The organism is Streptomyces sp. Xyl84 (assembly GCF_059731885.1).
Window position 1 is genome coordinate 7,038,804 of the sequence record NZ_AP029182.1, and the last position, 21,878, is coordinate 7,060,681.

Consider the following 21,878-nt stretch of genomic DNA (forward strand, 5'->3'; position numbering starts at 1 on the left):
GGTTTGTGTTCAACCCACCCCAGAACGGCTGCCACGCGTGAGTGCGTGTTCCTGATGCGCCCATGCCATGACCGTGCTGGTGGATCCCAGGTTTGTTGCGCGGGCGCGTGCGTCGTGTTTGGCTCGCCCGATGGACTTTCTGTTGACGGCGAGCGGTCTGCGTAACGAGTCGCAGCGGGATGCGCTGCGGGACATGCTGGGCAGGCCGTTCGGATCGGCGAACGTCGTGTACGTTCCCACGGCATCGGTCGCCGAGCCGGGGGACCATGGGTGGCTCCTCGCGGACATGAACCGGCTGCACGGTCTCGGCTGGCGGGAGTTCGACGTCCTGGAGCTCAATGGCCTGCCCCGGCAGACGGTGCTCGACCGGCTGCTGCACGCCGACGTCATCTATGTCGGGGGCGGAAGCCACTACCACCTCGCACGCAGCATCACCGGCAACGGCCTGGCCGACGGCTTCCTGGAGGCGCTGGAGAGCCGGGTCTATGTGGGGTTCAGCGCCGGATCAATGATCTTCAGCCGTAACCTCACCGGACACTCTGCCGACGTCATCGGGGACACCACGGACCTCCACGTCCTCGGCGCGACGACCGTGGAGCCGCCGTTCGGCCTCTTCGACTGGTATCTCAAGCCTCACCTGTACTCACCGGATTTCCCCGAGCGGGACGACGCCTGGGCTGATCGCATCGCTGCGCGGGCGGACTTCCCGATCTACTTCATCGACGACGAGACGGCTCTTCGTGTCAGGGACGGCGAGGTGGACGTCGTTTCTGAAGGCCGGTGGCGGTTCCATCCGTGACTCAACGTGTGGTGGGGGCTTCGGACAGGGCGGTTCGGCGGCCAGGGGCCCACTGATGCGGAGCTGCCGGGGGAAGCACCTGCTCAGGCGGCTTGTGTGAGGTGGTCGCAGACCGCCGCGGAGACCTGGGCCGGCCTGCGCCGGCACCCCCACCCGAACCTGCCGGTCGGCACGGTCGGCTTCGCCGGCAGCAGGCCCTACGCCGACCAGCGCGGCCACGGTCACGAGATCGGGCGGGTGAGCTATGACGGCGGTGAGGTGCGGTCGGTGAACGTGTGCGGGCGGCCCGCGGGCAGCGAGGTGCCGCTCACCGCACCGCCCGGCCCCCAGGGAGCGGACCCGCATACTGTCTGCCGCCCTGCGCTGACCCTGGGCCGCCTCGGCGGTTCACGGGTGGTGCGGTGGCGCCGGGACGGCGCGGTGGGCCGAGCGGCAGCCCTTCTGCCCGCGGCGGCCGCCCCCCCCGGCGTCACAGATCTCTGCGCATGCACACGCGCGGCCACCGGTCCAGGCCGTGGGCCGCCTCGCGCTCCCGGATCTCCCGCAGGCCAGGTGTGAGCATGCTCTCGGCCAGGACCCGGAAGCCGCAGCGCGTGTAGTAGGAGGCGTTCCACGGGACGTCGGCGAACGTGGTGAGGGTCAGGGCGGGCGCCCGCCGGCTCCTGGCGTGGTCGGCCAGATGTTCCAGCAGGGACCTGCCCACCCCGCGTCGAGCGCTGCCCGGGTGCACCGAGACCTGCTCGACATGGAAGTTGCCGTCGACGCGGTCGGCGATCAGGTAGGCGACCGGCACGTCGGCCGCGTCGACCGCCACCCAGGCCCTCCCGTCGCGCTGGTACCGGGCGAGCTCGTCCAGCGCGGGCGGCTCGTCCTCGGCGATCTCCGGCATGCCGATGTCGTGGTACCGCTGACCGGCGGCCCTCTCGATGTCCTGGAGAACGGGCAGCTCGCTCACACGTGGGGATCGAATGTCCATGCGCTCATTGTCCGGGACGGGACGGGCGCTCCGGGTCGCGCTCCGCCCCCCGGAGCGCCCGGTCAGGCCGCCGCGTACGGCAGGAGTTCGCCGTCGATCCGCTCCCAGGCCGACTTGAGCTCGGCGAGCAGCGCGGGCCGGTCGGCGGCGAGGTCGGCCTGCTCGCGGGCGTCCGCGGCAAGGTCGTACAAGTGGTCCTTGCCCTGGGCGTCCTGGTAGTACTTCCAGCCGCCGCGCCGCAGCGCGCGGTTGCCGCGCACCCGCCAGAACAGGTCGCGTTGCGGGAGGTTCTCCCCGCGCAGCAGATAGCCGGCGAGGCTGTGCCCGTCCAGCGGGTACGCCGGGTCCGGCCGGGCCCCGCCCAGGTCCAGCAGAGTGGCGGTCCAGTCGGGGGAGTAGACGGGTTCGTGACTGACCTGGTGACCGTCGACGGCGGCCGGCCAGCGCAGCACGGTCGGCACCCGGATGCCGCCCTCCAGCAGTTCGGACTTGCCGCCGCTGAGCGGCCACTGGTAGGAGAAGCGCTCGCCGCCGTTGTCGCTGGCGAAGACGACGACGGTGTTCTCCTCCTGCCCGGAGCGGCGCAGCGCGGCGAGCACCTCGCCGATCGACGCGTCCAGGTTCTCCACCATCTCCCTGTACTTCTCCACCGAGCCGCCGTCGGTGTGCTGAAGGGCACCGAGGACGTTCCCCGCGCGGATCTTCGCGGCGATCCCGGCGGCCGTCTCCTTGTCCTCCTCGGTCAGCCACGGCCAGTGCGGGGTGGTGAAGTTGAGGTTCAGCAGCCAGGGCCGGTCGTGGCGGCGGCCCACGTAGTCCACCGCCCGCTCGGTCAGGACGGTGGTGTAGTAGCGCAGGTCCTTGTAGGTGGCGTCGCCCTCGTACAGGTCGTAGTCGCCGAGCTGGCCGAGTTTCGAGAAGTACTCCAGTGCGCCGCCGAAGTTGCCGAAGAACTCGTCCCAGCCGGACCTGGTGGGGCTGTAGTCCGGAAGCCAGCCGCAGTGCCACTTGCCGATCAGCGCGGTCGCGTATCCGGCCCGCTTCAACAGCGAGGCCAGGGTGGGGTGGTGGGGGTCGAGGCCCTGCGTTCTGCTGCCGATGGGCTCGGCCAGCCCGCCCTTGGTGCGGCCCGGATAGCGGCCGGTGTAGAGGCTGAACCGGGTGGGGGAGCAGGTCGCCGAGCCGGAGTAGGCGTCGGTGAAGCGCACCCCCTGGCGGGCCAGCCGGTCGAGGTTCGGGGTGCGGATGTGCGGGGCGCCGTAGCAGGAGAGGTCGGCCCAGCCCATGTCGTCGCCGAGGATGAACAGGAAGTTGGGCCGCCGTCCGGGCCGGTACCCGCTCCTGGCCCGGAAGGGCCGCTCGGCCTCCTCCCGCTCGGCAGCGGAGGACGCCGCGGCGGCGGGACCGGCGACGGCGGTGAGCGCACCGCCGCCCATCAGACCGCCGAAGGTGCGACGGGAAACACGTGATATGTCGGGCATGAGGCATCCTTGCTCGGGCGGCCCTCGTGGCGGGACGCGGATCAGCGGGCGGCACACCACCACGCACACCTCACGGCGCCGGCGGCCACACGGCCGCGCACGCACGAGGGACGCGGAGGGAGTGTGCGAAACAGCCCCCCGTGAGCGCGGCTCTCGGATCACCAGGGGCTATCCGGAGACTGGCTGGCCGTGGTTCCCCGGGGGGCCGGGGGGAAGCTGTGTGGGCTCAGCGACAGAGGGCGCTGGACTGCCGGCACAGGTCGACGTGCCGCCGCTCCACGAGCGTGGCGCGCGCACGTCGACGATCGGCGGGCAGTCTCATGGCCAGGGAGGCTGCCAGCGGGCGAAGCGCCGCGTCAAGCGATGTCCGCACAGTGGGACGTCCGGCCGAAGCGCGGAACCCAGGTCACGAGCGCATTGCACTCGTGACCTGGAACTCCCGTTCACGTCAGACGCGTTCCTCGTGAACCTTGCCCGGTTCGCCGAGGGTGCGGACGGCGAGCACATGGATCAGCATGACGCGGTGAAGGCACTGGAGGGTGTCGCTGTGGTGGTGGGCCGCCTGGCGGTCTTTCAGCGTGCTGAGTTCCGGCAGGGGAACGAGGCAATGACCGAGGTCGAGACAGATCCCGGGCGCCGTGAGTTCCTGCATTCGTTCCCGGACGGCTTCGGGCTCGTCGAGCAGGTGACGCCTGGCTCAGGCTCAGGACATGAGGAGACAGCGGGTGATCGGCACCATCGCGCCGTGGGCGGCCCCAGCGGGAGCGGGTGACGTCAACGCAGCCGTGGGTCCATCTCGAGGAGTTGCTGGTCGGTTCGGTAGACGCCGCCGGCGAAATGTTCGATGGCCGAGCGCAGGCGCACCGGGTCGGCTCCGTAGAGGGCCAGTGTTCCCACGACCACGTAGCGCTGGTCGGGAAGGTTCTTGTTGAGCCCTCTGCGGAAGCCTTGCGGGCGCGGTGCGCCGGCCTTCAGCCGAACGATGAGCGCGTTGGGGAAGACTGTCGTTCCAGGTGCCCGGCGTACGACGCCCACGCACTCGATGTCTTTCCAGGGCACGTGAGCGGAATGCGTGCCATGGTCGATGCCGAGGCCGTGCCCGTTGACGACGAGCTCGTGGTGGACGTCTCGCCGGAGGAAGTTCAGCAGGAGGACCAGCCCTACGAGCAGAGTCTCTGCGGCAACTGCGATCAAGGCCGTCTGCCATCCCCCGAACACCGCCATCAGCACCAACAGGGCCATGGCACCCATGCCCCATAGGCCGGCCTCCACGGTGTCCCGGCGGCTCCTGGCGGGCGGCCCGGAGAGCTGTTCACGGAAGCGGATCTCTTCCGCGCCGGTGCTCGGAGCGGTTCCGCGCACCGGGACGGGGCCGCGGGCCAGGGCGAGGTCTCCGGCGGCGTTGACGGAGCGCCTTTGCGGCCTGGGCAGCCCCGCGCCGTGCAGCAGGGTGTCGATGTGCTGGTGGATACCGTCCAGGGTGAGCGGCGTGGGCTGACTCAGTGCGTCGAGCAGGGCAGCGGTGAAGGCGGTGTGGCGCTGGCCGGGTGGCGCGTGTGAGGGGGCGGTGGCTGTGGTGGAGGTGAGCGTGTAGGTGCCGCTCACCTCGAGTTGGGCCGAGAGCAGGCTGCCGGATTCGGTCATGGCGGCTACCGCGCGGCCGGAGAAGCAGCAGTCCAGCACCAGGACGCGCAGGCGCGCCCGAGCCCGGCCGAGGTAGCGTTTGACCAGGTCGACAGGGACGCCGGTGAAGGCGGCGTGGGCAGGGTCGGTGGAGGACAAGGCGAGGTGGAGCAGCCCGTCCTCATCCAGCAGCCCGTGACCGGAGTAGTAGACAAGCAGCAGATCGTCCGCGTCGCGCGCCGCGGAGGCAAGTGCCATGCCGACGCTGCGCTGATCGGCTGGATCGGCCAGCAGCCGGCAGTGCTCGGCCGGCAGGATCCCGTGCGTCTCCTCCGTGAGCGCCGCCCGCAGGTCGGCGAGGTTGGACTTCACGGCGGGGATCGCCGGCAGCCCGATGTCGGCGAAGTCGCCGCACCCGATGAGGACCGCACGAGAAGCGGCACGGTCGGGGAGGCGGAGGCCGCCGTGGCTCACTCATCACCGCCGTCCAGCAGGTGACCGACCGCACGGATCACCGCTTGCGGATCCGTCGCCCGCTGGACCTCCACGGTGACCTCTCGCCCGTCCTGCCGAATGAGCCGCACAGTGACGTCCGCACGGCGCTGTACCAGCCAGGTCGACAAGGACTGGGCCAGCACGGCCCCCGCCCCGCCGGAGCCCAGCGCCACCGCCAGCACGTCGAGTGCGGATCCCATCTGCCCCGGCTGCGGCGCCTGGGCGCGCAGTTCCACCCGGCCACGCAGCGCTTCCTCCGCAGCGAGCCAATCCCGCAGCGAGACCAGACTCCTCTCGACGTCCACGCCCGGCCCGGCGCTCACCCGCACCATCAGCGTGCCCTGCCCGGAGGAATCTTCACTACTGCTGCCCCTGCACTTGTCCATGGGAACAGCATTCTGCCAACAACACGGCGCACACAAGCCAGTTGTGGTCATACTGCCTTCGCATCCCCTGATCCCCCGCTTGCGCGTCAGCAACGGGCAAACCTCGCGCGAGAGGCGTGCGCAGGTGGGCTGTTGTGGGGAATTCGGAGGAAGGAACCCGGTGGCCTGGCCCGAGGAGCGGTGACCGTCTTCCTGGATCGGGCCAGGGAGACCGTCACGGTGCACGGGACGTGTCCGCCGTGTGGGTGGAATCCCCCGGCCCGGGAGCTGACCGCTGGTGCGCGGTCCGCCGGGTGGGGGAGAGGTCAGGCATGAGCACTCAGCACGTTGACGGCCCCGACGGTGCGCACCGGCGCCCGCCGGGTGTGTCGGACACCCTTGTCCAGGCCCTGGGGGCGTTGTCGGAGGCGCTGGAGACGACCGAACGCGCCCGCGGGCACCTCTACTCCTTCCACCAGCTCACGGGAGGCGCCGACTTCACGCTGGACCGTGCTGTGGCGCTCCTGCGGGAGGCCGGCCAGCACGGGTGGGCGGAGCGGGTGGAGCGGGACATCCTGGGCCGCAACGTGATCCCCGGGCACTGGACGTTCCAGATCGTCGAGGCCTACGACGCCACCTACTACCAGCCGTTCAAGGACGTGGAGGCCCAGGCGCGGCAGGAGCTGGTGGCGGGCAAGCCCCACTTGTACGAGGCGGAGCTGAAGGAGAAGCGCCGTACGAGAGACCACCCCGACCACACCGCCCTCCCGGACGCTGTCCGCTCGCACGGCGTGTAGGCATGCCGGCCTACGCGCCGGAAGGGTCTGTCTCCTCTCCGGTGTGGTCGAAGCCGCGCAGCAGGGGGATGATCTCCTGCGCGCACCCGCACAGCGTGCACAAGCCGGGTACTCCGCGCCGATCAGAGCGCGCTCAGGCCGAGCACCGGGGCGCCGGACGGCACCTCTCTCATCGAGCGCGGTCGTCAACCGGCGCGGGGGTGATCTCCGGTCCTGCTGCCGAGCGATCGCCGGGGCCCGGCGCGGCCGGCCCTCACCCGCACCATCCGCTGGGTCATGAGCCCGCCTGCCTGACATCCCTCTTGATCGGTGGGGGCGCGGGTGCGGGAGCCGCGGCATGCCGCACGCGCATCGGCGGTGGTCCCGTAGGCCGTTGCAGCCGGCGACGTGCTGGGGCGCCGCGGTCTGCCCGGGGCGCCGCGGTAGCCGGGGTGACCGCCACGGCCGCCGTGACGAGCGGGTGCACCGACTGGAGCAGCAGGCTGCCGGTCCTGCGCCGGACCGCCGGATGATTCCCACGGTGAGGATGGCCGGGAACCGGGAAACCGTTGAACATGATGCGGAGAGGCGAGCGGGACGGCATGGAACGACCGGCCCCCGGGTGGCTGCGCTACGGCGTGGCCGCCGCGGCGGTGACGGGCACCGCCGTCACCGGAACCAGAGCCGTACGCCTGAGCAGTGCCTGGTACGCCGCCCTGCGCAAACCGTCCTGGCAGCCGCCGCCATGGGCGTTCGGCGCGGCGTGGACGCCGTTGTACGCGACGATCGCCGGGGTCGCCGGACACGCTTTCGGCAGGACGACGACGCGCCGGGAGGAGCGTGCGTTGGCCGCGAGCCTCGCGGTGAACCTGTCGCTGAACGCGGGCTGGAGCCTGCTGTTCTTCGCCCGGCGCAGTCCGGGGGCAGGGCTGGCGGGCACGCTGCTGCTGGACCTGAGCAACGCCGATCTGATCCGCCGGACCGCACGCACCGATCCGACGGCCGCCCGGCTCCTGATCCCGTACGCGGCGTGGTGCGCGTTCGCCACCGCGCTGAACGCCGCCATCGTCCGCCGCAACGCCTGATGTTCCGCAGCCCGCTCCACCGTGCCGTGCCGTGCTGAGGCCGGGAGCCGGCCCGCTTGCCGGCGCCGAGCCGGATCGCCGGGAGGGGAAGGTCCGCGGCCGCCTCGTGCGCTGCTCAGCCCGGGAAGCGGCCCGTGGAGCGGAGATGCCGGCGCCGCTCGGCGTAGGACAGGTCGTCGCGCCACAGCCTTGCGGCCGCCGCGCGGACCAGGGGCCGCAACAGGGGCGCGGCCCGGCGGACGGCGGCGAAGCCGGGGCGGTGCGACACGGCGACCACCGCCTCGGTGACGGCGGTGCGCGGCCGGCCGGCCGCGTCGGTGCCGAGCGGGGTCGCATGGGTCTCCACGACGGAGCCGGCGCCCTCGCCCCGGGTGATGCGCATGACGACCGTGCGTGGTTCGGGTGCGGTGAAGACCGCGCGGACCGGTACGACCAGCCGGCCCGCGACCTTGAAGGACACGTCGACGGTCAGGGAATCAGGGCCGTCGTCCACCGCGTCCACCAGGCCGCCGGGCGCGTCCACCACCGTCAGGTCGACGAAGGAGTGCGGGTGGAACCACCCCCCGTGCCAGGGATCGAGCCGGTTGGCCACGATGTCCTGCGGATCGCACACACCCACGTCCGTGTGGACGGCCGTCAGGGCGAGTGCGGGCCGGGGCCGCTGCGGTACGACCGGTTCGTCCGTCGGCTCCTCTCCGCCCACCGCGTCCAGGCGTGCCCACACCAGCACTCCGTCGTCGTGGACCGGCAGCGGTGACCAGCCCGCGTAGGGGCGGCCGTCCAAAGCCAGGCCGTGCCAGTGGCACACCAGCGTGCCGCAGCGCACGGGACTGTCGCGCAGCGGTGCCCCCAGGTGCGGGCAGACACCCGGGCCGCCGACGAGGCGCCCACCGGGGCCGCGCCACACCACGACCTCCTGTCCTGCCACGGTCCGTGCCAGCTTGCCGTCCCCGCGCAGGGCGCGGGAGGCACCGAGGACGTACCAGTTGCCGGACGGGAGGGCCTGTGCCCGCTTCAGGGCGCCGGCGATGACCGCGGGCCGCGCCTCACTCCAGGTGGGCCGTTGACGCTCCCAGGGCACCGCGGAGCGGCGCAGCGACAGCGGCAGGCGCCGGCGGTTCACACGACCTCCTCGGCCGGGCGCACGGCCGCCGGCGGCGCGAGGAGCGCGGTGCCGGGCAGGGAAAGGGCACGAACGGGCGGCCGGTGCTCCCGCCCGCTGCGCGAGCGCAGCCGGGCCGCCGCCAGCCGGGCCAGCCCGTCGGCAGCGACCACCGCCCGGCGCCGTCGCTGCACCACCGACCGCCGGTGCAGCACCGCGTAGCCGTCGCGGGCCACGGCGTCCAGGATGCCGCCGTACAGGACGGCCGCGGTGCGGATGCAGGGCCGCGCCACCGGGTCGAGCAGTTCGATGCCGGGCGTCGCCGTCGCGTACACACCGCGCGTCAGCGCCTCGAACTCCCTGAGCGCGGCGGTGATGCGGCGGTCCGGCCGGCCTGTCGCGCGGCTGTGGAGCAGCAGTTCCCTGTGCACGCCGTGACCCTCGAGCAGGTCGGCGGGCAGGTACACCCGCCCACGGTCCAGGTCCTCGCCGACGTCCCGCAGGAAGTTGCTCAACTGGAAGGCGACGCCCAGCGCCGCGGCGTACGGTGCGGCCTCCTCCCGGGGTACCACCGTGCCCAGCACCGGCAGCATCTGCAGTCCGATCACGGCGGCCGAGCCGTGCATGTACACGCGCAGGTCCGCGTAGGTGGCGTAGGACGTCACGACCAGGTCGGAGCGCATCGCGGACAGGAAGTCCCGGAAGTGGGCGTGCCCGATACCGTAGCGGCGCGCGGTGTCGGCGAGCGCGCGTACGACCGGCTCGCGGCTGACGCCCCGCCGCAGACCGTCCTCCAGCTCCTCCTGGAGCCGGATCAGCGCCCGCTCTCGCACGTCCGCGCCGGCGTCGGCGTCGAGGCGGTCGACGATGTCGTCGGCCCAGCGGGCGAAGCCGTACAGGGCGTGCACGGCGGGCCGGCGTTCCACGGGCAGCAGCCGGGTGGCGAGGAAGTAGGTCCTGCCGTGCCGGGCGTTGAGGGCGCGGCAGCGGCGGTAGGCCCCACGCAGTGCCGGATCGGTGATCCCCGCCGCGTCCAGCTCTCGATCGGTCATCCTGTCCTGCCTTCGCTCGTGGGGGCCGTCGGACCTGCGGGGGACCCTTCGGTCGCTCGGGGCCGCCGCGCGGCGCCGCGACGGTCCGGCGGGGAGGCCGGGGACCGCGGCACGGCGGCGGCGCGGTCGCGGGGTGCCGCCTGCCCCGGCGGTTCGGGCGCCGGATCCCGCCCGGCGGTCCGCCGCCCGCCCGGGGCCGGTGGGTTCCCGCCGGCCGGGGCCCCGGCCGGCCCCGGGCGCGCGGCGGACGCCAGGAGGCGCGAGCGGCCGGCCCCGCGCCCGGGCGGGCCCGTGACGCGGGCCGCGGCCAGTTTCCCCGACAGCAGCACGGTCGGCACACCGACACCGGGGGTGGTGCCGCAGCCCGCCAGGACGGCATTCTCCGTTCCGCGCACCAGGTTGCGCGGCCTGAACGGGCCGGTCTGCGCGAAGGTGTGGGCGGCGGAGAAGGGAGTGCCGGCGGCGTGGCCCTGGGCGTGCCAGTGGGCCGGGGTGATCAGGCACTCCTCCTCGATGGCGGCTTCGAAACCGTCCAGACCGCGCCGCTGCAGTTCCCGCAGCAGCGTGTCCCGGTAGCGGGGGCCGAGGTCGGACCAGGCGGCCGCGGGCGGCCCGGTCTCGGTGTTGGGGCAGGGGGCGAGGACGTAGTGCAGGTGGCGGCCCTGCGGCGCGAGTCCGGGGTCGGTGGCGGTGGGACGGGTGACGAGCAGTGACGGGTCGCTCATCAGCTCTCCGGTGCGGGTGAGCTGGTCGAAGGTGGTGCGCCAAGCCGCGCCGAAGGACAGTGTGTGGTGGGCGAGCTGGGGCCAGGTGCGGTCGGTGCCGGCGTGCAGGACGACGGCGGAGGGGGAGTGGCGCAGCCCGAGCGGTCTGCGCGGCCGGCGGCCGAGCAGCCGGTAGGCGACGGGCAGGTCCGGGGTGAGGACGACCGCGTCGCACGCGATGCGTTCGGTGTCGGTGACCACGGCGGTGACGCGCTCGCCCGACCGTTCCAGACGGGTCACCCGCCGGCCGAACCGCAGCTCCGCGCCCGCCTCTGCGGCCGCCTGCGCCATGGCCCGCGGCAGGGAGTGCATGCCGCCCCGCGGGAAGTACACACCGGCGACGGTGTCCATGTAGGCGATGACCGCGTAGGCGGCCAGTGCCCGCGCCGGGGGCACGCCCGCGTACAGCGCCTGGAAGGAGAACACCCGGCGCAGCCGCTCGTCGCCCAGGAAGCCGGAGATCCGGGCGTCGAGGCGGCCGAAGCCGCCGAGGGCGGCCAGCCGCGCGAGGTCGGCGTTGAGCAGACCGAGCGGCGAGTCGAAGTTGGCGTCGATGAACCGGCGCATCTGAACCCGGTACGACCGCTGGAGCCACCCGCGCAGCCGCAGGTAGCCGCCGGCCTCGGCCGCTCCCGCGAACCGCTCCACCTCCGCGGCCATCGCGTCCGCGCCGGTGTGCACATCGAGGCTGGTGCCGTCCGCGAAGCAGGCGCGGTAGGCCGGATGCAGGGGGACCAGCTCCACCCGCTCGTACAGGCTGTCGCCCACGGCGGCGAACGCCTCGTCGGCCAGTTCCGGCATGGTCAGCACCGCGGGCCCGGTGTCGATCCGGTAGCCGGCCAGGTCGAGGCGTCCGGCCCGGCCGCCGGGCCGGTCCTCGCGTTCGACGACGGTGACGCGGCGTCCCGCGCCCAGCAGGTGCAGCGCCGCCGACAGCCCCGCCAGTCCGGCGCCTACGACCACCACGTGGTCGGTGGGCCCGGACAGGGCGCGGGTCACCGGCCGGTCCCCGCGCTGGGGCGGGCGTGAGCCGTGCACGGACCTGGCGGGGGCCGCAGACGCAGGGAGACGTCCCCCGCCGGTCGCGCTCCGGCGGCAGCGAGCAGCAGCCGGCGCAGCGGCGCCGCCCCCTGCGCGTCGACCACCGCACCGCCGAAGTGCCGCAGGCCCTGCGCGTCGACCACGGCACCGCCGAAGTGCCGCAGTCTCTGCGCGGTGAGCCGGCCGGGCCCGCCTTCCACGGTGGAGCGCGCCCCCGTCCCGGTCAGCACGGCCCGCACCTCCCGCAGACGGTGCTCGGTGAGGTCGGCGTCACCGGGCCACCCGTCCGGCCCGGCCCTTCCGAAGCCCTCACCGTCGCCGGCCGCCCGGTCACCCGTGGGCGACCCCATGGCCGCCGACGCGGTCGGAGCCCCAGGCGGCACTGCGGTCGCCGGATGGGCCTTCGCCTGACTGGGACGCATCCCCGTTCCTCCGTCCTGTCCGTGCATGCCGTCACCCGTCTGCTGCGCCTCGGTCGGCGCGGACGGACGCGCCGTCGCCCCGTGCGATCGCGGCGGGTGCGGGGATCTGCCCCCTTCACCGTGCCGTGCCCGGCGCTCGTCCGCTCGCCGCCGGGGGGCGTCCTGCGCCCACTGGGGTACACAATCCGGAACACCGAGGGAATTCATCCGAAACCGGACCATCGCGCCGGCCCCCTGACCACCGGTCGCAGGCCCGGCACTGCGGAAACCGGCCGCGGCGAGTCGTCTCCGGACCGGATCGAGGACCGGGAACCCAGCGGGGAAGGGAGGACACCGTGCCGGAGACGGACGTGGCCGTCGTAGGTGCGGGCGCCGCCGGACTGTCGCTGGTCCACCGGCTCGCCGGGTGCGTTCCCGGCCTGCGCACACCGTCCGTGGTGCTGGTGGAGGCCCCGCCCGGACCGCTGCGCCCGCCACCGCGGACCTGGTGCTACTGGGCGGAGGGACCCGGCCGTTTCGACGCGGCGGTGCGGGCCGAATGGCGGCGGCTGAGGGTGCGCCCGCCCGCCGGCGCCCCGGTCGGTGGGGACGCAGGCCCCCTGCGGTACCGCATGATCCACTCCGAGGACTTCGAGCGTCTGGTCCTGCGGGACCTGGCCCGCAGCCCCGGTGTGCGGCGCCTCGAAGCGACCGTCGAGGCGGTGGAGGACGTGCCCGGCGGCGCACACGTCCATCTGAGGGACACCGCCGGCCGGGCACGGGTGCTCAGCGCCCGCTGGGTGTTCGACTCCCGCCCCCCGGGCAGTCTGCCGGCCGGCCGCACCACCCTGCTCCAGCACTTCCACGGCTGGTTCGTGCGCACCGCCCGGCCCGCCTTCGACCCGGCCACCGTGGAGCTGATGGACTTCCGTACCCCGCAGCCCGGCCACGGCCTGTCCTTCGGCTACGTCCTGCCCACCGGACCGTGCGAGGCCCTCGTGGAGTACACCGAGTTCTCCCGCGACGTCCTCACACCGGAGTGCTACGAGAGCGCCGTACGGCACTACGCCGACGAGGTTCTGGGACTGGGCGCACGGGAGGTGCTGGCCACCGAGACGGGCGTCATCCCGATGACCGACGCGCCGATCCCGCGGCAGACCGGAGCCTCGGTGTTCCGCATCGGGGCCGCCGGCGGAGCGACCCGTCCCGCCACCGGCTACACCTTCGCCGGGCTGCAACGCCAGACCCGGGCCGTCGCCGACGCCCTGCGCCGCGGGCGCCGTCCGGTACCGCCGGCCGCCCACTCGCGGCGCTCCCGGGCGATGGACGCCGTTCTGCTGCGCGCCCTGGACAGTGGCAGGGTCGACGGCCCGGAAGTGTTCAGCCACCTGTTCGACCGCGTGCCCGTGCCGCGGCTGCTGCGCTTCCTCGACGGGACCACCCGCCTGCTCGAGGACCTGTCCGTCGGCCTGCGCACGCCCGTCGGACCGATGCTCCGCTCCGCGGTGGAGCTGCCCCGCCTGCCCCGCCGCCCCTTCGACCTGCCCGCGCCGCCGCAACCGCCGACGCCCCGCGCCACCCCGCCGCCTGCCGCTCCAAACCCGTCCGTCCCGCTGCCGCCCCCGACGGAGACCGCATGACACTGCTGCGCGACGAACATCTCGCCGCCGCCTTCGACCACGCCTCGCGCAGCTACGACACGTTGGTGGCCGCCAATCCCGGCTACCACGCCCACCTGCGCCGCTCGGTGCGCCGGCTCCGCCTGCCCGGACCGGGACGCGGACTGCGCCTGCTCGACCTCGGCTGCGGCACCGGCGCCTCCACCGCCGCGCTGCGGTCCGTCCTGCCCGCCGCCCACATCACGGCGGTGGACGCCTCCGCCGGCATGCTCAGGCGGGCGGCGGCCAAGCCGTGGGCGGACGGGGTGACCTTCGTGCACGCTCCCGCCGAGCGGTTGCCCGAGGCCGGGGTCTCCGGCCCCTTCGACGCGGTGTTCGCGGCCTACCTCTTCCGCAACGTCACCGACCCCGACGCCGTCCTCGCCACCGTCAGGGCCCTGCTGCGGCCGGGCGGCCGGCTCGGCGTCCACGAGTACACGCTCCGCGGCCGGTACGCCGACCGTGCGGTGTGGACGCTGGTGTGCCGCGGGCTCGTACAGCCCGTCGCGACCCTGCTGGGGGACGGGCGGCTGTACCGGCACCTGTGGCGCAGCGTGCTGGACTTCGACACCGCCGGGCGCTTCTCGCGGCGGCTCGGCGCGGCCGGGTTCGACCAGGTCCGCGTCCTGCCGCTGCCGGGCTGGCAGACCGGCATCACCCACACCTTCGTCGCCCGCCGCGCGTACGACCAGGAGCCGGACGCATGAGGAACCCGCGCCGGGGCACCGCACGCCGGGGACGCGACCGGCGGGCCCGCGTGCTCCCCGCCCGGCCCGGTACCGACCGGGTCGGCGGCCCCCCGCCGTCGGTGGCGGTGGTGGGGGCGGGCATCGCCGGGCTGGCCGCCGCCACCGCACTGGCCGAGCGCGGGATGGCCGTCACCGTGTACGAGAAGCAGGCCTGGCTCGGTGGGCGGGCCGGCGGATGGCCGACCGGACTGCGCGACGGCACGACGGTGACCATGAGCCGCGGCTTCCACGCCTTCTTCCGCCAGTACTACAACCTGCGCGGACTGCTGCGCCGGACCGACCCCGGCCTGGAGCGGCTCACCGCCCTGCCGGACTACCCCCTGCTCAACGCCGACGGCCTGCACGACAGCTTCCGTCACCTGCCCCGCACCCCGCCGCTCAGTGCGCTCGGCTTCGTGGCGCTCAGCCCCACCTTCCGGCCCGCGGACCTGCCCGCCATGAACGCGCGGGCGGCCCTGCCCCTGCTCGACGTGCGCGTGCCCCAGGTCTACGACGACCTGGACGGCACCAGCGCCCAGGCCTTCCTCGACGCCGTGCGTTTCCCCGAGAAGGCCCGCCACCTGGCCTTCGAGGTGTTCTCACGGAGCTTTTTCGCCGACCCGCGGGAGCTGTCGGCGGCCGAGATGGCACTCATGTTCCACATCTACTTCCTCGGCTCCGCCGAAGGGCTGCTGTTCGACGTGCCCCGAGCGCCCTTCCCGGCCGCCCTGTGGGACCCGCTCGCCGGCTACCTGGCCCGCCACCACGCCGAGGTGCGCACCGGCACGGCCGTCGAGCACATCGCGCCCACCGGGCAGGGCCACCTCGTGGTCGCCACCGACTGTGACGAGCGCCGCCACGACGGAGTCGTCCTGGCCCTGGACAGCGCGGGGCTGCGCTCACTGGTCGCGCGGTGCCCGCAGTTGGGCGACGCGCCCTGGCGCGAGCGGATCGCACGGCTGCGCACCGCCCCGCCCTTCCTGGTGAGCCGGCTGTGGCTGGACCGGCCGGTCGCCGCCGACCGGCCCGGCTTCCTCGGCACCAGCGGCTTCGGGTCCCTCGACAACATCAGCGTGCTGGACCGCTACGAGAACGAAGCAGCCCGCTGGAGCGCGCGCACCGGTGGCTCCGTCGTCGAACTGCACGCCTACGCCGTACCCCCCACGGCCGCCCGCGACGTCGAGGAGAAACGCCTCCTCGGCCAACTGCACCGCGTCTACCCGGAGACCGGCCCGGCCACGATCGTCGACGCCCGCCACGAGTGGCACGAGGACTGCCCCCTCTTCCCACCGGGCGGCTACGCCGACCGCCCCACCGTCCGCACCCCCCACCCCCGGCTGGCGGTGGCCGGTGACATGGTCCGCACCGGCCTGCCCGTGGCCCTCATGGAACGGGCGGCGACCAGCGGGTTCCTCGCGGCCAACGCCCTGCTCGAGCAGTGGGGGGTGCGGGGCCAGACGCTGTGGACGGTGCCGGACCGGGGACGGAACGCGCTGCACAGAGCCCTCGCCGCCCGAAGGTGGACGCCCGCCGTCCCAGGGGCCCCGGTTGAGGGCCCTGGACCGGCGGCTCCCGGGCCGAGACGACTCCCCGGCTGACACCCGGGGCGGCGGGCCCCGCCGCTTCTCCGGCAGGGCACGCAGCACCGGTTGCTTCACGAACGCGGAGCGAGCACGGCGCTACCGCAGGGGCGTGGCCCCAGTTCATCAGCGAGTGCCGCCGACGTGACCCGCGCACGTCACCGGACGGTCGCCGCGCGAGGTGGCGGCGGATGCAACCGACCACCTTGCGCTTGTGTTCGCAGTCCGGCTCCTGACAGATCCGCCTTCTTCGCTTCGGACTAGGGCACGTATCGAGTCGTGATCAATCTGCGGGATGTGCCTTCGTGGCATGGTCTGGTCCGGTAGACCGTCGTACGTGACACGAGTGCAACTGACTGACCCGGAGTGGGAGTTCATCGAGCCGTACCTGCCGATTGGCGAGTACGGCCCGTACCCCGAGCGGCTGCGGCAGCAGTTCGAGGGAGTGATCTGGCGGTTCAAGACGGGCGGCCAGTGGCGGGAGATGCCGACAGAATTCGGTGCATGGTCGACCGTCCACAACCGCTTCCGGCAGTGGCGTGACGCCGGGGTCTTCGAGGCGCTGCTGGAGGGCCTGATCGCGGAAGCCGCGAAGCGCGGTGAGGTGGACCTGTCCTTGGTCAGCATCGACTCCACCACCACCCGTGCCCACCACGACGCGGCCGGGATGCACCTCGGTGAGGACGTTGTCACTGCCCTGGAGAAAGCCGCCGCCGAGGAGGAGAAGGCCAGGTCAAAGGGGGCGGCCTCGAAGAACAAACAGGGCAGGAGACCGAAAGCGGTCCCGCGCGGGAAGAACGACGACGCGTCCGGCGTCGGCACAAACTCCGGCTGAAGGCCGCCCTCCTCGGACGCTCCAGGGGCGGACAGACCAGCAAGGTCCACCTCGCCGCCGACCGCAAGTGCCGCCCGCTGGCGTTCATCCTGACCGCGGGCCAGGCAGCCGACAGCCCACAGTTCATCCCCGTCCTGAAGAAGGTGCGGGTGCGCGGGCCCGTCGGCGGCCCCCGCACCCGGCCGGACGCAGTCGCCGGAGACAAGGCTTACTCGTCTCGCGGCAACCGCGCCTACCTGCGCAAACGCCGTATCAAGGCAGTCATCCCGGAAAAGAAGGACCAGGCCGCCAACCGGAAGAAGAAGGGCAGTGGAGGCGGTAGGCCCGTCAGTCACGACACCGGGCTCTACAAGGAACGGAACACCGTCGAGCGGGCGATCAACAGGATGAAAGCATGGCGAGGCATCGCCACCCGCTACGACAAGACCCCGGCGAGCTACCTCGCCGGACTCCACCTCCGGGCCTCCGTGATCTGGATCAAGGACCTCACACGAGCAGCCCCTTGATCACAACCGAATACGCTCCCTAGTTCCCCGCCGTTGCTCCACGGGCGGGACCGGTGACGGTGGTCAGGTTGCCGGGCACGTAGGATCCGCCCTGGTTGTTGAGGATCACGCCGAGCCGGTTGGTCGCGTTGATCATGGCGACGAGGGAGACCAGAGCGATGGTCTGTTCCTCGTCGTAGTGCTCGCGTATGCGGGTCCATGTCTCGTCAGTGACTCCTGCGTATCCGTCGATGATGCGGGTGCCTTCCTCGGTGAGGGCCAGTGCCGCCCGCTCGGCTTCGGTGAACACGGTGGAGTGCCGCCAGGTGGCGACGAGGCTGAGCCGGGCCGCGTCCTCGCCGGCCGCGGTGGCGTCCTTGCTGTGGATGTCGACGCAGAAGCCGCAGCCGTTGATCTGGCTGGCTCGCAGCTGCACCAGCTCCTGGGTGGATCTGGGCAGCGGTGACTCCTGGATGACCTGGCTGACGGCGTAGATCCGCTTGCCGATCTTCATGCCGAGCTCGGTGCCGAACAGGTTCATACGGGTTTCCATCGGGGACTTCCTCCCTCGTGGGATCGTGTGGCTGACGCCCATGAGGCGCCGGTGGCCGCGCTTCTGTGACACGGGCCGGGTGTGACGTGGGCCACGGGGGACGGCTGTCACAGAACCGGGGTCAGCGGCGTCCCGTGTACGACACGCACCACACGTAGCGAGACGGAAGTCGGGAGCTGACGATGGCGGACAGGGATGCCGGTACCGATGCGCGGGCGGCCACGGCCACGGACAGCTTCGTCGCCCACCGTAATCTGCTGTTCACGGTGGCCTACGAGATGCTGGGCTCGGCGGCCGACGCCGAGGACGTCCTCCAGGAGACGTGGCTGCGCTGGTCGGCCGTCGAGCACACCACAGTCCGCGACCCGCGCGCCTTCCTGGTCCGCATCACCACCCGCCAGGCCCTGACCCGCCTTCGCACACTCCGCCGCCGTAAGGAGTCCTACGTCGGCCCGTGGCTGCCCGAGCCGCTGCTCACCGCGCCCGACGTGGCCGAGGACGTCGAGCTCGCGGACAGCGTCTCCATGGCGATGCTCCTCGTACTGGAGACCCTCGCGCCGACCGAGCGTGCCGTGTTCGTGCTGCGGGACGTCTTCGACCTGGACTACGACGAGATCGCGCAGGCCGTCGGCAAGACCCCATCCGCCGTCCGCCAGATCGCGCACCGCGCCCGCGCTCACGTCGCCGCGCGCCGCCCTCGCGAGACGGTCTCCCCGTCCCGGACCCGCGAGGCGCTCGCGGCCTTCCAACAGGCGGTGGAGACAGGAAACCTGACCGGCCTCCTCGACATGATCGCCCCGGACGTCGTCCTCCTGACGGACGGCGGCGGAGTCGTCCGGGCCGCCGTGGAACCGGTGGTGGGCGTGGCCGACGTGACCGAGGTCCTGGCCAGGCTCAGCGGCGCCCTGCTGCAACCGACCCTGGTCAACGGCCACCCGGCCCTGATCATCCGCCGCGACGGCCGGATCGACACGATCGTGGCCCTTCGTCTGGACGCCGGCCTCATCACCGGCCTCTACGCCGTCCGCAATCCCGAGAAGCTGTCACGCATGGACCACGAGACGGCGATGGCCCGCTGACGCCGGGATCACCACCGCAACGCGCGTGGCACCGCGGAGAACCGGAGGTCCGCTCCGCCGGTACGCCCGTGGGAACAGGACCAGCGCGTTCGCGTCGGCCCGCGGCTCGGTGACCGTCTCGCCGTCCTCCGTAGCGACCATGGCGTCCATCAGGGCCGCGACGCCTGGGCCCGCCCGGCCGAGGCGGATGTTTCCAAGCTGGTGGCCTGCCGGTCAGGCCGGTGGGACATCACACGTTGGGATACTCGATCCAGTAGTGATCGTTCGCAGCCGTCGTACCGAGCGAGGCGAACTTCCGCCCCGACGTGGTGGAACTCATCCAGATCTCAGCACCATTGCCTGCGGTTCTCATGAGGAAGGTGTCCCCGGAGGTGTTGTAGTGCCCTTCGACGGAGAACCTCCACAGGTTTCCGAAGTCAGGCACGGAAAGGGTCGCGCACTCACCGGGGTTGACCCAGCCGCCGTATGCGTTGCCGTACTGCGCGTTCTCGTAGAACCATCGTGAGGCGTAGTTGCCCTGTGAACAGAGCTGAATCCGTCCCGCTCCGATGGCGGCAGATGCCGGGCCGGCCGGCACGATCGCCACTCCGAGGCCGGCGGCCAGGACCGCCACCGCCGAAACCAGTCTATGTCTGCGCATTGAGAACATCCCCGACCTCGTTCAGAACATGTGTGTTCTTCCTGTGAACAGGTGTCACCGTAGTGTGCACAACATGTCTCACACAAGCCACTCTCTGCGGCCCGTCCGAAGGGTGTGTGTTCCCGTGGGGAACAACGTGGTTGACACCAGCCCCTTGATACTGAAGCAGAAGACGCGAACCTGTTTGCTGTGGAACACGTGCTGTCGACCGCGAACAACATCGTCGATGACCCGCCCACACCGTTCCCTGGAGGCTCGCCCAGGAGTCCCCCGGCCGGGAGATCTACGCCGGGCTGCACCATTGTGGTTCTTCGGGGTACACGGCCCGGCATGGCACCGAAGACCGAACGTATCCAGTTCCTGCGGGCCGTGCGGCAGTTGCACCGCATCCGCTCCTTCTACGCCGGGGGCGCCCTGCTGTGGGCGGCGTCTCTGGCCTGGACGGGCTGGCAGGCTCCCGGGAGCCGGCAGATGTGGGTGTGCGCCCTCCTTCTGGCCGTCTTCATCGGCCTCCTTGTCACCGCGGCTTTGTCCCTGCGGCGTCTGCCCGTTCCCGCGACGGGCCGGCCCGCGCACCACGCCGCCCCGCGCAGGACGGCGGCCAGCACTCGCCACGCCCCCGCCTGAAAAATCTGTCACCCCAACCCGCACGAGCCGTCGGGCTTCGCGCGAGGCGGGCGTGCGCGGTACCGGAGGTGCCGTCCGCGTCTACGGGGGCGGTGCCCGGGCATACGGACTTCACTTCCTTCGGAGAGGGGCTTGTCATGCTCGGCATAGTCGCGGCAGTGCTGTTCTTCATCGCGTTCCTCATCAACGCGGCCGACATCAGCACCGATCAGACGTTCTCGTCAGTCAACGTCATGCTCCTCGGCCTGACCGCCCTTGCCCTGCACGTTGCGGGAATCGGCAGCAGCCGGCCCCGCAGACGCTGACCCGCGCCAACTCCAGCCGTCCGTCTCGACGGTGGGTGCGCCGGAGGGTGGTCGTGGCCGCTCCGTGCCGTCTTTCGGCGGGGTGGCGTTCGCATCGTCCGCGCGTTTCGGCAGCCACCGGATGCGGCTTCACCCGGCATTCGTTGAGCCGATGTGGGCAAGCAGCGATGCGGTGCCGTCCTCTGTGGCGATGCCGCGGGCGAGTGCGGCCGCGCGGCGACGGTGGGACGGCTCGGACAGACAGGCCGTGATCGCGTCGCCGAGGGCTTCGGCGGTGAGTTTCTGGAACGGTACTGGCCGCGGGGCAACTCCCAGCGCGTAGAGGCGAGACGCCCAGAACGGCTGGTCGGCCATCACGGGAACGGGCACCGCGGGCACGCCGGCCCGCAGTCCGGCCGCGGTGGTGCCTGCCCCGGCATGGTGGACGACCGCGGCGGTGCGAGGGAACAGCCAGTCGTGCGGGACATCGCCGATGGTCAGGACATCGGCGCCGCGGCCGTTCAAGTCGGCCCACCCCGCCTGTACCACCGCACGCACGCCTGCCCGCTTCACCGCCGCTGCCACCAGCTCACTGAGCCGTTCCCCCTGCCCCGCCGCCATACTGCCGAATCCGATGAACACCGGGGGCGGACCGGCCTGGAGGAAGTCGACCAGTTCGGCCGGGGGTTGCCAGCCGTCCGGCCGTGCGGGCCACCAGTAGCCCGCCACTTCGACCCAGGAGGGCCAGTCCTCGGGGCGCGGCACCACCAGCGGGCTGAAACCGTGGAAGACCGGCCGGACGTCCGCCGGTGCCGAGGGCGCGCCCGCGGGCAGGCCGAGGCGCGCACGCAGGCGGGTCACAGCGCCGGCGAAGACGCCTTCCGCGCGCTTCAGCACATCCCGGCCGGCGGCGAGGTTGCCCTCCGGCCCCAGGTCATCGGCGCTCCGGGCGTTGGGCAGCGGGAACTGTCCGGTGGCGAAGGACGGTGCGAGGTAGGTACCGACGACGGGGATGCCGAATGCTTCGCCGGCCGTCCGGCTGAGCGGTGCCGGGCCGAAAGCAGTGAGCAGCAGATCGGCTCCGCCCGCCACGGCCTCCGCCACCCCATCGGCGAGCCCGTCCGCGTACGCCCTCGTCAGCGCCCGAGCCTCATCCCGCGACGCCGTCCGGGCCAAGTCCCGGATCAGCCCCTGCGGGTCTCCCGGCACAGGCCGGTGGTCGAGACCGCACCCGCCGACGAGGGCGGCGAAGGACGGGTGAGCGGCCACGGCGACCTGATGGCCCGCATCCGACAGACGCCGCCCCAGTCCCGTGAAGGGCGCGACGTCTCCGCGGGAACCGGCGGTGATGATCAGAATTCGCATGCAGCGATTCTCCTCGGCGAGTCCCGGCCGGTCACCTGGCTACCGTAACCGAGAGCGTGACCGTCGCTGCCGTACGTCTCTGGA

General features: G+C 72.5%; 22 protein-coding genes and 2 pseudogenes. 10 read left to right on the forward strand and 14 right to left on the reverse strand.

What is annotated here, in order from left to right; translation table 11 throughout:
- Positions 1-130: 130 nt before the first annotated feature.
- Positions 131-799 carry a Type 1 glutamine amidotransferase-like domain-containing protein gene (locus tag AC6I72_RS30620; RefSeq protein ID WP_498004868.1) on the forward strand — a complete coding sequence of 223 codons (669 nt, stop codon included), beginning with the start codon at positions 131-133 and terminating at the stop codon, positions 797-799.
- 469 nt (positions 800-1,268) lie between these two features.
- On the opposite strand, the gene AC6I72_RS30625 is transcribed toward AC6I72_RS30620, so the two are convergent.
- From AC6I72_RS30625 to AC6I72_RS30650, 6 genes are all read right to left on the reverse strand, one after another.
- A complete protein-coding gene (locus tag AC6I72_RS30625; protein WP_498004381.1) occupies positions 1,269-1,775 on the reverse strand; it encodes a GNAT family N-acetyltransferase in 507 nt (168 codons plus the stop codon).
- A gap of 62 nt (positions 1,776-1,837) precedes the next feature.
- The gene (locus tag AC6I72_RS30630) at positions 1,838-3,256 is read right to left on the reverse strand and encodes a sulfatase family protein (RefSeq protein ID WP_498004382.1); all 1,419 of its coding nucleotides are present in this window, start codon (positions 3,254-3,256) and stop codon (positions 1,838-1,840) included.
- Between the two features lie 226 nt (positions 3,257-3,482).
- Positions 3,483-3,578, reverse strand: coding sequence for a putative leader peptide (locus AC6I72_RS30635; RefSeq protein WP_420709875.1), 96 nt, complete (start codon positions 3,576-3,578; stop codon positions 3,483-3,485).
- Between the two features lie 126 nt (positions 3,579-3,704).
- Entirely contained in the window at positions 3,705-3,908 is a 204-nt protein-coding gene (locus AC6I72_RS30640) for a hypothetical protein (RefSeq protein ID WP_498004383.1), read from the reverse strand.
- Positions 3,909-4,030: 122 nt separating this feature from the next.
- Complete coding sequence (locus AC6I72_RS30645) at positions 4,031-5,353, reverse strand: caspase family protein (RefSeq protein WP_498004384.1); 1,323 nt, start codon at positions 5,351-5,353, stop codon at positions 4,031-4,033.
- The gene (locus AC6I72_RS30650) at positions 5,350-5,760 is read right to left on the reverse strand and encodes an effector-associated constant component EACC1 (protein ID WP_498004385.1); all 411 of its coding nucleotides are present in this window, start codon (positions 5,758-5,760) and stop codon (positions 5,350-5,352) included. The genes AC6I72_RS30645 and AC6I72_RS30650 overlap by 4 nt, the downstream gene beginning before the upstream one ends.
- Before the next feature lie 311 nt (positions 5,761-6,071).
- Between AC6I72_RS30650 and AC6I72_RS30655 the strand changes: the two genes are divergently transcribed.
- Positions 6,072-6,536: a hypothetical protein gene (locus AC6I72_RS30655; protein WP_498004386.1), complete on the forward strand. Its 465-nt coding sequence runs from the start codon at positions 6,072-6,074 to the stop codon at positions 6,534-6,536.
- A 581-nt stretch (positions 6,537-7,117) separates the two neighbouring features.
- Positions 7,118-7,600, forward strand: a complete 483-nt coding sequence (locus tag AC6I72_RS30660; RefSeq protein ID WP_498004387.1) for a TspO/MBR family protein — start codon at positions 7,118-7,120, stop codon at positions 7,598-7,600.
- Between the two features lie 115 nt (positions 7,601-7,715).
- Here the strand turns inward: AC6I72_RS30660 and AC6I72_RS30665 are convergent, their stop codons facing one another.
- The 4 genes from AC6I72_RS30665 to AC6I72_RS30680 are packed head-to-tail and all read right to left on the reverse strand — an operon-like array spanning position 7,716 to position 11,981.
- Entirely contained in the window at positions 7,716-8,723 is a 1,008-nt protein-coding gene (locus AC6I72_RS30665) for a DUF5914 domain-containing protein (RefSeq protein WP_498004388.1), read from the reverse strand.
- Positions 8,720-9,754, reverse strand: coding sequence for a phytoene/squalene synthase family protein (locus AC6I72_RS30670; protein ID WP_498004389.1), 1,035 nt, complete (start codon positions 9,752-9,754; stop codon positions 8,720-8,722). The genes AC6I72_RS30665 and AC6I72_RS30670 overlap by 4 nt, the downstream gene beginning before the upstream one ends.
- On the reverse strand, positions 9,751-11,517 hold the full coding sequence (gene crtI / locus AC6I72_RS30675; RefSeq protein ID WP_498004390.1) for a phytoene desaturase family protein: 1,767 nt from the start codon (positions 11,515-11,517) through the stop codon (positions 9,751-9,753). Before crtI ends, AC6I72_RS30670 begins: the two co-directional genes overlap by 4 nt.
- Positions 11,514-11,981, reverse strand: coding sequence for a hypothetical protein (locus tag AC6I72_RS30680; protein WP_498004391.1), 468 nt, complete (start codon positions 11,979-11,981; stop codon positions 11,514-11,516). Before AC6I72_RS30680 ends, crtI begins: the two co-directional genes overlap by 4 nt.
- Before the next feature lie 335 nt (positions 11,982-12,316).
- Here AC6I72_RS30680 and AC6I72_RS30685 point away from each other — a divergent pair, with 335 nt between their 5' ends.
- Genes AC6I72_RS30685 through AC6I72_RS30695 form a run of 3 tightly spaced genes read left to right on the forward strand, consistent with a single transcriptional unit; the run spans position 12,317 to position 15,944 of the window.
- Entirely contained in the window at positions 12,317-13,600 is a 1,284-nt protein-coding gene (locus tag AC6I72_RS30685) for a lycopene cyclase family protein (protein ID WP_498004392.1), read from the forward strand.
- Positions 13,597-14,325, forward strand: a complete 729-nt coding sequence (locus AC6I72_RS30690) for a class I SAM-dependent methyltransferase (protein WP_498004393.1) — start codon at positions 13,597-13,599, stop codon at positions 14,323-14,325. Before AC6I72_RS30685 ends, AC6I72_RS30690 begins: the two co-directional genes overlap by 4 nt.
- Entirely contained in the window at positions 14,322-15,944 is a 1,623-nt protein-coding gene (locus tag AC6I72_RS30695; protein WP_498004394.1) for an FAD-dependent oxidoreductase, read from the forward strand. Before AC6I72_RS30690 ends, AC6I72_RS30695 begins: the two co-directional genes overlap by 4 nt.
- An 88-nt stretch (positions 15,945-16,032) precedes the next feature.
- Here the strand turns inward: AC6I72_RS30695 and AC6I72_RS30700 are convergent.
- Positions 16,033-16,177: pseudogene (locus AC6I72_RS30700) on the reverse strand (DUF3140 domain-containing protein); the annotation flags it as partial.
- An 86-nt stretch (positions 16,178-16,263) separates the two neighbouring features.
- On the opposite strand from AC6I72_RS30700, the pseudogene AC6I72_RS30705 reads away from it, so the two are divergent.
- Positions 16,264-17,267 (forward strand): annotated as a pseudogene (locus AC6I72_RS30705) (IS5 family transposase).
- A gap of 19 nt (positions 17,268-17,286) precedes the next feature.
- On the opposite strand, the gene AC6I72_RS30710 reads toward AC6I72_RS30705, so the two are convergent.
- Positions 17,287-17,799 (reverse strand): carboxymuconolactone decarboxylase family protein, encoded by a 513-nt coding sequence (locus AC6I72_RS30710; RefSeq protein ID WP_498004395.1) that lies wholly within the window; start codon positions 17,797-17,799, stop codon positions 17,287-17,289.
- A 182-nt stretch (positions 17,800-17,981) separates the two neighbouring features.
- Between AC6I72_RS30710 and AC6I72_RS30715 the strand changes: the two genes are divergently transcribed.
- The gene (locus AC6I72_RS30715) at positions 17,982-18,878 is read left to right on the forward strand and encodes an RNA polymerase sigma-70 factor (RefSeq protein ID WP_498004396.1); all 897 of its coding nucleotides are present in this window, start codon (positions 17,982-17,984) and stop codon (positions 18,876-18,878) included.
- A 229-nt stretch (positions 18,879-19,107) separates the two neighbouring features.
- Here AC6I72_RS30715 and AC6I72_RS30720 read toward each other — a convergent pair whose 3' ends face one another.
- Complete coding sequence (locus tag AC6I72_RS30720) at positions 19,108-19,491, reverse strand: hypothetical protein (RefSeq protein WP_498004397.1); 384 nt, start codon at positions 19,489-19,491, stop codon at positions 19,108-19,110.
- Between the two features lie 357 nt (positions 19,492-19,848).
- On the opposite strand from AC6I72_RS30720, the gene AC6I72_RS30725 reads away from it, so the two are divergent.
- On the forward strand, positions 19,849-20,145 hold the full coding sequence (locus AC6I72_RS30725) for a hypothetical protein (RefSeq protein ID WP_498004398.1): 297 nt from the start codon (positions 19,849-19,851) through the stop codon (positions 20,143-20,145).
- 137 nt (positions 20,146-20,282) lie between these two features.
- A complete protein-coding gene (locus AC6I72_RS30730; protein WP_498004399.1) occupies positions 20,283-20,450 on the forward strand; it encodes a hypothetical protein in 168 nt (55 codons plus the stop codon).
- A gap of 129 nt (positions 20,451-20,579) precedes the next feature.
- On the opposite strand, the gene AC6I72_RS30735 is transcribed toward AC6I72_RS30730, so the two are convergent.
- A complete protein-coding gene (locus AC6I72_RS30735; RefSeq protein ID WP_498004400.1) occupies positions 20,580-21,794 on the reverse strand; it encodes a glycosyltransferase in 1,215 nt (404 codons plus the stop codon).
- Between the last annotated feature and the right edge of the window lie 84 nt (positions 21,795-21,878).

What these genes read in the sequence shown, in the direction of transcription:
- AC6I72_RS30620 (WP_498004868.1), top strand. Translation starts at nt 131, where the DNA reads ATGGACTTTCTGTTGACGGCGAGCGGTCTGCGTAACGAGTCGCAGCGG.
- AC6I72_RS30625 (WP_498004381.1), bottom strand. Translation starts at nt 1,775, where the DNA reads ATGGACATTCGATCCCCACGTGTGAGCGAGCTGCCCGTTCTCCAGGAC.
- AC6I72_RS30630 (WP_498004382.1), bottom strand. Translation starts at nt 3,256, where the DNA reads ATGCCCGACATATCACGTGTTTCCCGTCGCACCTTCGGCGGTCTGATG.
- AC6I72_RS30635 (WP_420709875.1), bottom strand. Translation starts at nt 3,578, where the DNA reads ATGAGACTGCCCGCCGATCGTCGACGTGCGCGCGCCACGCTCGTGGAG.
- AC6I72_RS30640 (WP_498004383.1), bottom strand. Translation starts at nt 3,908, where the DNA reads ATGCAGGAACTCACGGCGCCCGGGATCTGTCTCGACCTCGGTCATTGC.
- AC6I72_RS30650 (WP_498004385.1), bottom strand. Translation starts at nt 5,760, where the DNA reads ATGGACAAGTGCAGGGGCAGCAGTAGTGAAGATTCCTCCGGGCAGGGC.
- AC6I72_RS30655 (WP_498004386.1), top strand. Translation starts at nt 6,072, where the DNA reads ATGAGCACTCAGCACGTTGACGGCCCCGACGGTGCGCACCGGCGCCCG.
- AC6I72_RS30660 (WP_498004387.1), top strand. Translation starts at nt 7,118, where the DNA reads ATGGAACGACCGGCCCCCGGGTGGCTGCGCTACGGCGTGGCCGCCGCG.
- AC6I72_RS30670 (WP_498004389.1), bottom strand. Translation starts at nt 9,754, where the DNA reads ATGACCGATCGAGAGCTGGACGCGGCGGGGATCACCGATCCGGCACTG.
- AC6I72_RS30680 (WP_498004391.1), bottom strand. Translation starts at nt 11,981, where the DNA reads ATGCGTCCCAGTCAGGCGAAGGCCCATCCGGCGACCGCAGTGCCGCCT.
- AC6I72_RS30690 (WP_498004393.1), top strand. Translation starts at nt 13,597, where the DNA reads ATGACACTGCTGCGCGACGAACATCTCGCCGCCGCCTTCGACCACGCC.
- AC6I72_RS30695 (WP_498004394.1), top strand. Translation starts at nt 14,322, where the DNA reads ATGAGGAACCCGCGCCGGGGCACCGCACGCCGGGGACGCGACCGGCGG.
- AC6I72_RS30710 (WP_498004395.1), bottom strand. Translation starts at nt 17,799, where the DNA reads ATGGAAACCCGTATGAACCTGTTCGGCACCGAGCTCGGCATGAAGATC.
- AC6I72_RS30715 (WP_498004396.1), top strand. Translation starts at nt 17,982, where the DNA reads ATGGCGGACAGGGATGCCGGTACCGATGCGCGGGCGGCCACGGCCACG.
- AC6I72_RS30725 (WP_498004398.1), top strand. Translation starts at nt 19,849, where the DNA reads ATGGCACCGAAGACCGAACGTATCCAGTTCCTGCGGGCCGTGCGGCAG.
- AC6I72_RS30730 (WP_498004399.1), top strand. Translation starts at nt 20,283, where the DNA reads ATGCTCGGCATAGTCGCGGCAGTGCTGTTCTTCATCGCGTTCCTCATC.
- AC6I72_RS30735 (WP_498004400.1), bottom strand. Translation starts at nt 21,794, where the DNA reads ATGCGAATTCTGATCATCACCGCCGGTTCCCGCGGAGACGTCGCGCCC.